The organism is Streptosporangium sp. NPDC002721 (assembly GCF_042888905.1).
Taxonomy (GTDB): Bacteria; Actinomycetota; Actinomycetes; order Streptosporangiales; family Streptosporangiaceae; genus Streptosporangium.
In genome coordinates, this window is record NZ_JBIAQI010000011.1 from 121,113 (window position 1) to 129,716 (window position 8,604).

General features: G+C 71.1%; 7 protein-coding genes. 3 read left to right on the forward strand and 4 right to left on the reverse strand.

The genetic code is table 11. From position 1 onward, the window contains the following. Positions 1-349 precede the first annotated feature (349 nt). Positions 350-1,429 (forward strand): YihY/virulence factor BrkB family protein, encoded by a 1,080-nt coding sequence (locus ACFYWM_RS17405; protein WP_389915529.1) that lies wholly within the window; start codon positions 350-352, stop codon positions 1,427-1,429. Positions 1,430-1,699: 270 nt separating this feature from the next. Here ACFYWM_RS17405 and ACFYWM_RS17410 read toward each other — a convergent pair whose 3' ends face one another. Both ACFYWM_RS17410 and ACFYWM_RS17415 read right to left on the reverse strand, forming a co-directional pair. Then, positions 1,700-3,940: a family 2 encapsulin nanocompartment cargo protein terpene cyclase gene (locus ACFYWM_RS17410; RefSeq protein ID WP_389915532.1), complete on the reverse strand. Its 2,241-nt coding sequence runs from the start codon at positions 3,938-3,940 to the stop codon at positions 1,700-1,702. Between the two features lie 530 nt (positions 3,941-4,470). Next, the gene (locus ACFYWM_RS17415; protein WP_389915534.1) at positions 4,471-4,680 is read right to left on the reverse strand and encodes a hypothetical protein; all 210 of its coding nucleotides are present in this window, start codon (positions 4,678-4,680) and stop codon (positions 4,471-4,473) included. A gap of 339 nt (positions 4,681-5,019) precedes the next feature. On the opposite strand from ACFYWM_RS17415, the gene ACFYWM_RS17420 reads away from it, so the two are divergent. Both ACFYWM_RS17420 and ACFYWM_RS17425 read left to right on the forward strand, forming a co-directional pair. Further along, entirely contained in the window at positions 5,020-5,943 is a 924-nt protein-coding gene (locus tag ACFYWM_RS17420; RefSeq protein ID WP_389915537.1) for a hypothetical protein, read from the forward strand. After that, positions 5,930-7,114 carry a helix-turn-helix domain-containing protein gene (locus ACFYWM_RS17425; RefSeq protein ID WP_389915540.1) on the forward strand — a complete coding sequence of 395 codons (1,185 nt, stop codon included), beginning with the start codon at positions 5,930-5,932 and terminating at the stop codon, positions 7,112-7,114. The genes ACFYWM_RS17420 and ACFYWM_RS17425 overlap by 14 nt, the downstream gene beginning before the upstream one ends. Before the next feature lie 167 nt (positions 7,115-7,281). Here ACFYWM_RS17425 and ACFYWM_RS17430 read toward each other — a convergent pair whose 3' ends face one another. Both ACFYWM_RS17430 and ACFYWM_RS17435 read right to left on the reverse strand, forming a co-directional pair. Continuing rightward, the gene (locus tag ACFYWM_RS17430) at positions 7,282-7,506 is read right to left on the reverse strand and encodes a hypothetical protein (protein WP_389915543.1); all 225 of its coding nucleotides are present in this window, start codon (positions 7,504-7,506) and stop codon (positions 7,282-7,284) included. Between the two features lie 134 nt (positions 7,507-7,640). Next, positions 7,641-8,228, reverse strand: a complete 588-nt coding sequence (locus ACFYWM_RS17435) for a TetR/AcrR family transcriptional regulator (protein WP_389915546.1) — start codon at positions 8,226-8,228, stop codon at positions 7,641-7,643. Positions 8,229-8,604 lie beyond the last annotated feature (376 nt).

Below are 8,604 nucleotides of genomic sequence, written 5' to 3' on the forward strand. Positions count from 1 at the left end.
TCGGCGCCGGCGGACGGTCGGCACGGGGTCCGCGCCCGCGAACGGATGGGTCAGGGACGGCTGACGACGTCGCCCGTCCCCACGGGCAGAGGTAACCGACGAACGACAGAGAGCGCTCTCTCGCCGCCGTCACGCTTACGTCAAGTCTTAAACGAAGTGGTGACGCATTTCTATACGGTCAATCGTGTCTCGCGCTACGGCAGAACGACATCTTTGTCGGCCCGTTGTGGATCGGGCCGGAGCCGGCCGCTCGCCCATCCTCGGGAAACGAACCGCGTCGCTCCGGATTTCACCAAGGTCCGCCGTCCGCAAGCGGTGAAACACCCGCTTAGGGGTAGAGTGCGCCGTCATGGAGGCCACCCCTGGGGCGAACCGGTGGACCAGCGGGTTCGTCGGAGCATGGGCCTCGGCACGGGATCGATGCGGCTGGTTCGACCATCTCGTCCGGGCCGCCGTCCACTACGACCGCACCGACGCGGGCCGCCTCTCCGCGGGAATGACCTACTACGCGTTCTACGCCATCTTCGCGCTCGCCCTGCTGGCCTTCGTGATCATGGGACACGTGCTGGACACGCCCGCCGCGCTCGGCCAGGTGGAGGGGTACCTGAGCGACACCTTCCCGAGGCTGGACGTGCAGGCACTGCGCGACGCGCGGGACACGGCCGGAGTGATCGCCTCGTTCGGACTGCCGCTGACCGGCCTGTTCTGGGTCGACTCGATGCGCTCCTCCATGCGGGCGGTCTGGGGCCTGGAGCAGTATCCGGGCAACTTCTTCCTCCGGTGGCTGATCGACCTGGCCGTGCTGGTCACCCTCGGCCTGCTGCTGTCGATCTCGCTCACCCTGTCCTTCGGCGCCCAGACCGCGCTGACCTGGCTGGCCGAGCACACGATCGGGGTCGACGCGCTACCGGCGCAGTGGGCGCTGTCCACGGTCGCCTTCGTGCTCGGCATCTGCGTGAACCTCCTGCTGTCGACGGCGTTGCTGACGCTGGCTCCTCGGCTGCGCCTGTCGCCACGGCGGGTCATCGGACCTGCCCTGGTCATCACCATCGGGCTGGAACTGCTCAAGACGATCGGGCAGGTCTATCTCAACTTCAGCTCGGCGAGCCCGGCCTACCAGGTCGTCGCGGGCGCGGTGGGCATGCTGCTGTTCCTGAAGCTGGTGAACGTGCTCCTGCTGTTCGCCGCCTCGCACGCCGCGACCAGCCATCACGGCACGGTCATCGACCTGACCACGCGGCGACCCGTCGGCGAGCCGCGTACGGAGGTCGTCACCGCACCGGCGATCCCCGAGATCAAGTCGGAGCCACCGGCGCAGGCGGAACCGGACACGGAGCCGGAAGCGGACGCGGGGACAGAACCGGAGAGGCAGGCGACGAGGCGGGCGAGGCCGCGCAGGTACGATTTCAGGTCGCGGCGCACGCGCTGACCGCACAGGCGGACAGGCGGACAGGCGGACAGGCGAGCAGGCGCGCGGCGGGCACAGCGGGCAGGCGCGCAGTGAGAGCAAGCGGGCAGGCGAACGGCAGGCGAGCGGGCAGGCGCGATCTTCCGGAAGGCCGATGAGCCGGTCGGCAGAGACGGCCTCTCACCCCCTCGCCCCTTCGGCCCCCGCCCCCGACCGCGCCTGCCTCGCCCGCGTCAGGGAAGCGAGGCCGGCACCGCCCGCGTCAGGGAAGCGAGGCCGGCACCGCCCGCGTCAGGGAAGCGAGGCCGGCACCGCCCGGAGCGGCGATCCGACGCGCGCGGCCGCGGTGCCGAGACCGGCGGGGCCGCCGACCGGGCGGGTCGTCGCGGGCGGGTGGTGCAGCTCGGACTCGTCGTAGCGGCGCGTCTTCATGTGCCACAGCAGCACTCCGGCCATCCAGTCCTGCAGCTCCCTCACGTATCCGTCGAGCGCCTGCCTGGCCTCCCCGTCGAGGTCGTAGTCGTCGAGGAGGGCCGGGAGCTCGGTGGCGACGATGTGCTCGAACTGCCGCATCCGGGACGTCATCAGGTCGTTGACGATGTCGGCGGCCTGCCGCGCGTCGCAGTTCAGGAAGTCCTGGACCACCAGGACGCAGTTGTGCAGCTCGCCCTCGAACTGGATCTCCTTCTGGTACGAGCAGAGGTCGTTGACCAGGCAGGCGTAATCGGCGGCCGAGTCGTCCAGGCCGCGCATCGTCCGGGTGGCGTAGATCTCGGGCGGCACCGTCTGGCCGTGGGCCAGCCGCGACAGGCTCATCGTGAGGTCGGAGCCGAAGGTCTTACGGCGCATCTCGATGTAGTCGACCGGGTCGGGGACCCGGTTCTGGATGTGGTTGGCCAGCTCCCACAGCCAGCTCTCCGTCATGTCCTCGACGGCCCGGCGGAACCCGGCGCGCGCGGCCTCCGTCATGGGGGCCGCCGTACGGGACCACAGGTCGGCCAGGCCCCGCTCGATCGGGTTGACCGGCGGCGGGGTGGCGGAGAGGTCGAGCGGCATGAACGCCGACAGCCGCTCGTTGAACGCCTTCGCGCCCGCCATGTCACGACGGGAACCGAACACGACCGGGAAGTAGTCGTCGGCGTAGGTCCCCCAGGTGAGCCAGAACGTCGAGATGTCCAGGTCGGGAGCGGGGGCGTCGGGATTGATGGCCCCGGCGCAGATGGCGAAGTCGTAGGTGTCGAGCTTGTGCTCGGTCCAGACCGCGAGCCCCGGAAAGCCCGGGAGCTGCTCGAACATCCCCATCTCTCGCGCCCACTCCACGGTGTTGCGGCGGGCGGTGTCGAGGTGGGGATTCATCCGGGCGGTGTACGGCATGTAGATCTCGGGCAGCGGCAGCGGCCCGACCTCCCGCAGGGGGACGTGGGTGTGGCTCCTGACGCCTCCCGGGCCGGTGACGCCGGGTGCCAGCCTGACGCGCGCCGCCGACACGCCCAGGCCGGTGGGCCCGCCGAGCAGGGCCGGGGCCGCCGGGGCCGCCCCCGCGGCCCCGTTCATGTAGCGGCTGGAGCGCATGTGCCACTCGTGGCCGCCCGACTGCCAGTCCTGGAGCCCCTTGACGTACGCGAGGACGTCGAGGCGGGACCTCAGGTCCAGGCCGTGCTCCTCGAAGAGCGGGGGCAGCTCGGTGAGGGCGGTGTTCTCGAACTGGTGCAGCCGGGAGGTGATCAGGTCGTTGACGGCCTCGGCGGCCCGCTGGGTGTCGTAGCCCAGGAAGCGCTCGAAGACCAGCACGCCGTTGCTGAGCTCGCCCTCGTCGCCGACCTCCCGCTCGTAGGAGAAGAGGTCGTTGCGCAGGTGCACCGCGTCGGAGAAGGTGTCTCTCAGCACGCGCATCGGCCTGCTCGCGGCGACGGCGGCCGGGACCTCGGCGCCCGCCGCGTGCTCGACCAGGTTGGCCGACCAGGGAGCGCCCCCGACCTTGCGCCGCATCTCGACGTACTCGATCGGGTTGGCGACGCGTCCCTCGTTGATGTTGGCCAGCTCCCACAGGGACTCGTCGAGGAGGTTCTTCGTGCTCTCGACGAACCTGGCCCGCCAGTCGGCGGACATGGCCGGGATCGTCCGGGCCCACAGGTCGGCGAGGCCGCGCTCCACCGGGTTCTCCGGCTCGGGGGGCGGGCCCGTGGGGTGCACCGGCATGAAGGCCGCCAGCCTGTCGAGATACCGCTTGGCCCCGGTCAGGTCGCCGCTGCGCTTGAAGGCCTCCAGGAAGTGGTCGTCGAAGAAGAACACCCACACGTACCAGTCGGTGATGAGATCGAGCTCGGGGGCCGAGGCGTCGGGGTGGGTGTAGGCGCACAGCAGGCCGTAGTCCATGGCGTCGAGCTTGTGCTCGTCCCAGATGCCGAGGCCGGGGTCGAGGATGCCCATGTCGTACGCCCAGGCCCTGGTGTGCTCGCGCGCGGTCTCCACGTGGGGGTTCAACCTGGCCGGATACGGCAGGTAGAAGTCGGGGAGCTCGAAGGGTTGCATGTTCCGTCTTTCCATATCTGACTTCGACGCTTTCGGGAACGCCCTGGGCATCGGACGCCGGGGACCGCGACGGAGTGGCCGGTGGGGGAATCGGCGAGACGGCCCGCCCTCCGGAAGCCTCGCCAGCCAGAACGTTACGCAATGGCCACGGAGAGTGAAAGGGATTGCCGTGAATACCCCTGTCGTGCTCCGGCCCCGCCCGAGGTCGGCGCCCGGATCCCACCGCGTCCCGCTCCGGGCCATGGCCGGGAGCGGGACGCGCGGTTCTGCACTCGGGGCCGGTTCCGGGCTCGTGGCCGGTTCCGAACCCGAGGTCGGCTCGGGGCCGGTTCCGAACTCGGGACCAGATGTGAACTCCGGGCCGGTTCTGTATTCGGGGCCAGATGTGAACTCGGGGCCCGTTCCGAGCTTGGGGCCGGTTCCGGGTTCAGGCGCGAGCCACGGGAACCGATCCCGGACGCGTGAGAACCCTCACCTGCCCGGCGTCGGGAACAGGCGAGGACTCGACCGGAGGGAAGACGGAGAGTCGGTCAGGACAGCTGGTTCGCACCGGCCGACGCGGCCAGGACGGGACGCCGCACTCCGGCCGCGAGGTCACGGAGCATGTCGGCGAACGCGAGCGCCTGCTCCGGTGTCATGCGAGGCTCGGTGCCGACGTAGAAGACCACGATGTCGCCACCCGGGGACGTCGTGGCAGTGAACGGAAGGGACGGGGAGATGACCATAATGGGACCAATCATTGCCTGTCCCACCGACAGTTCACAGTTCATTTACCCCCCGCTCCTCGCCCCCGACCCCTAACCCTCACCCCTGCCGTCCGGGACCGGCCCGGCCGAGGCTTCTCACCCCGGCACGCGTCAACACCGTCCGCGATGGACCGCTCCGACGGGAAGCTTTCCGCCGAGGCCACCGGCACTCACACCCGGCCCTCCCGCGACCCCGCCGGGAACTCGTCGTCACGAACCGCGACACGGGGGACACGCAACATCAACTAGAGCCTTCGCGGGAGTATGATGCGCGGAAATGAAGTGCCGGCGACGATCGCCCGGCGCGCAGCGAAGTCTGAGCGGAGGTCGCCGATGAGCGCGGGGTCGTCGTCTTCACCCCAGGAGGGGCCGATCCGGACGGGGCCGGGCCAGGTGCCCGGCCAGGGGACGAACCGGGTGTCGGGCTGGGCGGGCGAGCGGTTCGGCGACCGCGCCGACGTCGTACGGCGCCGGGTGGCCGCGTCGCTGCTGGAGGCGATGGGCAACGCGCAGGACGCGCAGAGTTCCGGGCACAGCGACAAGCGATACACCTACGGCTTCACCATGATGGCCAGGCGCTACGAGGCGATCGCCGAGGGGCTGCGCGACGAGCCGGGGTTCCAGCTGGTCAGGCCGCACGGCTCACCGCACCACCTGGTCGTCCTGGGCGGCAACCTGCTGCTGCCCTTCCGCTACGCCGAGGACGACCGTACGCCGATCTCCGAGGCCCGCGTCAGTGACGGCCGCATCTCCTCGCTGGTGCGCGAGCTGTTCGACCGGTTCGGCCCGGCGACCTCCTACCGCCAGGAGGAGCTGGACCTGGCGCTCGCGGAGGAGCCCGCCCGGTCCACCCAGGAGGAGCTGGACCTGTCGGCCGATGCGGACGGGCCGGCCACGGTGCGTCCCGCCCTCACCGGGCTGCCCGGCGACACCCGGCTGGTCCCGGTCGCCTACGCGGGCAACGCGCAGGCCGGCCTGCTGCGGCTCTACTGGGGCGAGGCGGAGCTCATCGACGAGTTCGGCAGGATCCGGTGGCTGCACCACGAGCCGATCCCGCTGCCCGCCACCTCCCCCGGCGCCGTCCGTGACCTGTGGGCGGCGGAGCCCGGCGCCGCGTCACGTTTCGACGACGGTCTCGTACCCGCGCTCGCGTTGAGCACGAGGTCCCCGGTGGAGCGGAAGAATGGCAAGATCTTCCCCGTAAGCAGCGAGGCACCCGAGGAAACCGTGGTCACCGGCGACAATGAGCAACCGTAACCAGACCCCTCTGTTCGGCGCTCCCGGCGTCCCCGGGAGCGACGGGCCGAGCCCGCAGGCCGTGGCCGACGCGTTCGACCAGGGGCGGCTGACCCAGGCACGGCAGCTGGCGGGGATGACGAAGAAGGATCTGGCCGAACGGATCGGCGTCACCCCCGCGGCGGTGGGGCAGTACGAGACGGGCATGACCCGTCCCCGGCCCGACCTCGTCCCCCGTCTGGCCGACGCGCTCGGCGTGCCTTCGGCGTTCTTCCTGCTGGGCCGCCCGCACGGCAAGCTGGACGGCTCCATGGCGCACTTCAGGAGCCTGCGCTCCACCCGCGCGCACCAGCGGGCCAAGGCCGCGGCCTTCGTCGAGCAGGTGTGGGAGCTGGCCCACGCCCTGGAGAGACAGGTCAGGCTGCCGCACGTCGCCCTTCCCGGATTCTCCGGCGGCGAGGTCCACTCCGGCGTGGAACTGCCCAGCGACCCCGCGCAGGCCGCCCGCGCCCTGCGGCGGCTCTGGGGGCTGGGCACCGGCCCGCTGTCGCACATCGTCCGGCACATGGAGGCCCACGGGATCGTCGTGGTCTTCCCGCCCCCCGACGAGGACGCCACCACGGTGGACGCCTTCTCCACCTCCCAGCTGCCCCGCCCGATCGTGGTGCTGACCGCCAACCGGTTCGACGACATCCACCGCTACCGCTTCACCGCCGCCCACGAGCTGGGGCATCTGGTGCTGCACGGTGACACCGCGTCGGGAGACACCCAGCAGGAGCGGGAGGCCGACGTCTTCGCCGCCGAGTTCCTGACCCCGCGCGACAGCATCCTGCCGGAGCTGCCCGGCCGCCTCGACCTGCGCAGGCTGGTGGAGCTCAAGCACACCTGGGGCGTGTCGGTCGACTCCCTGCTGTACCGCTGCCGCGAGGTCGGCCTGATCTCCGATTCGGCGGCGAGCCGCGCCTACCAGCGGCTCAAGACGCTGCGCGACCAGCCGGGCTTCGCCGCCGAGCCGATCAGCGGCTATCCCGGCGAGCAGCCCGTGCTGCTGCGCAGGGCCTTCGACCTGGCCGTCTCGGAGACCGGCCTCACCATGGCGCGCCTCGCCACCCAGCTGGCCTGGCCCGTCTCCCGGGTACGCGAGTTGCTCGACCTGCCCGACCAGCGCCCGGCGCTGCGCCTGGTGCCCTGAGCCGCGTCCCGGCGGGCACCGGCCGTGGAGTCCGTGCCCGCGGGAAGGCGCCCGGGGGCTCCGCGTTCGACGCACCTGGGAGCGAGACCGCGCTTTCCTTGCTCACCTTGACGACTTTCCACAGGAGACCGAGCTTCGCGTTCGGCGCACCTGGGAGCGAGACCGCGTTACTCGCCCTCGACACGCTCCCTGATCCACTCCAGGCCGTCCTGCCAGGAGGCGAAGGCCTGGAGGTAGCGGCCGTCGCGGGCATGGAAGATGTGATATCGAAAATCCCCGTCGCTGCCCGTACGAATCAGGTCGTAGAGATCGCCCTTGGAGCGATACCACACGCACTCGCCGTCAGCGGGACGCGAGGGCGATGCGTAGGCGAACTCACGTGTGATGGACATGGGACGGATGCTACGGACCGGCGAATCAGCAGGCAATGCCGTATCTATTTCATTCAGGGATAAAGTTCGCCCCTCCTGAGGACCGGAGCCCGCGAACCCGTCAGGAGACACGTACGCGAGGAGGACGCCGAGGGCTACCGCCGGTCGGCGGACGCGGCGAGCTGGTCGATCAGCATCGCCAGCCGCCGCTCGTGGTGGCCGGCCGGAAGGCGGCCACTGCGGGTGAGGGTGACGAGCCCATGGACGGAACCCCAGGCGACCTCGGCCAGGACGCCGGTGTCGCGGCCGCCGGCGAAGGCGGCGATCGCCTCGCGGAACTCGGCGAAGACGGCCTGGAGCGGGGCGGGCGTGTCGGGACGGCCGAAGGGCAGGTCGACGGCGAGGGTGAGCATGGCGTCGTACAGCGACGGGTTCAGGCCGGCGAAGCCGGCGTAGGCGTGGATGAGGGCGGCGAGCGCCTCGCGCGGGCCGGCGGCCGCCGCGCGGGCCTTGCCCAGCTCGGCGGTGAGCTCGGCGAAGCCCTCCAGGGCGACGGCCGCCACGATGGCGTCCTTGCCCGCGAAGTGGCTGTAGAGGACCGGCTGGCTGTATTCGATACGCTCGGCGAGACGGCGCGTCGTGACCGCCTCCCACCCCTCGGCCTCGGCCAGCTCGCGAGCGACCGTCACGATCAGCCGATGGCGTCGCTCCCGCTCGCGCTCGCGGCGCTCGTGTGTGGACATCCCGCAGATGCTAGCACCGCTACCAGGGCGATCCCCGCTAGCAATAACGTCGCTCGCACATCTAGCGCCGCTACGGCAAGCCTCACTGTTGCAAGCCTCACTGTTGCAAGCCTCACTGTTGCAAGCCTCACTGTTGCAAGCCTCACTGTTGCAAGCGTCGCCACGGCAAGCGCCGCCATGGCGAGCCTCGTCACGACAAACGCCGCTCCGGCGGGTTGGGCGGCGAGGCGGCACGCGGCCCCGCCCTGACCGCAGCCCCGGCCGCAGCCCCGGCCCGGGGCCCGGGGGGGCCCCGCGGGCGGGGGGGGCCCCCCCGGGCCCCCCCCGGGGGGGGGGGGGGGGGGTAACACCCCCGCCCGCCCCGGGGGGGGAAAAC

Excerpts from the sequence above, each read along its gene's own strand:
- ACFYWM_RS17405 (WP_389915529.1), top strand. The coding sequence starts at position 350 with ATGGAGGCCACCCCTGGGGCGAACCGGTGGACCAGCGGGTTCGTCGGA.
- ACFYWM_RS17410 (WP_389915532.1), bottom strand. The coding sequence starts at position 3,940 with ATGCAACCCTTCGAGCTCCCCGACTTCTACCTGCCGTATCCGGCCAGG.
- ACFYWM_RS17425 (WP_389915540.1), top strand. The coding sequence starts at position 5,930 with ATGAGCAACCGTAACCAGACCCCTCTGTTCGGCGCTCCCGGCGTCCCC.
- ACFYWM_RS17435 (WP_389915546.1), bottom strand. The coding sequence starts at position 8,228 with ATGTCCACACACGAGCGCCGCGAGCGCGAGCGGGAGCGACGCCATCGG.
- ACFYWM_RS17420 (WP_389915537.1), top strand. The coding sequence starts at position 5,020 with ATGAGCGCGGGGTCGTCGTCTTCACCCCAGGAGGGGCCGATCCGGACG.
- ACFYWM_RS17415 (WP_389915534.1), bottom strand. The coding sequence starts at position 4,680 with ATGATTGGTCCCATTATGGTCATCTCCCCGTCCCTTCCGTTCACTGCC.
- ACFYWM_RS17430 (WP_389915543.1), bottom strand. The coding sequence starts at position 7,506 with ATGTCCATCACACGTGAGTTCGCCTACGCATCGCCCTCGCGTCCCGCT.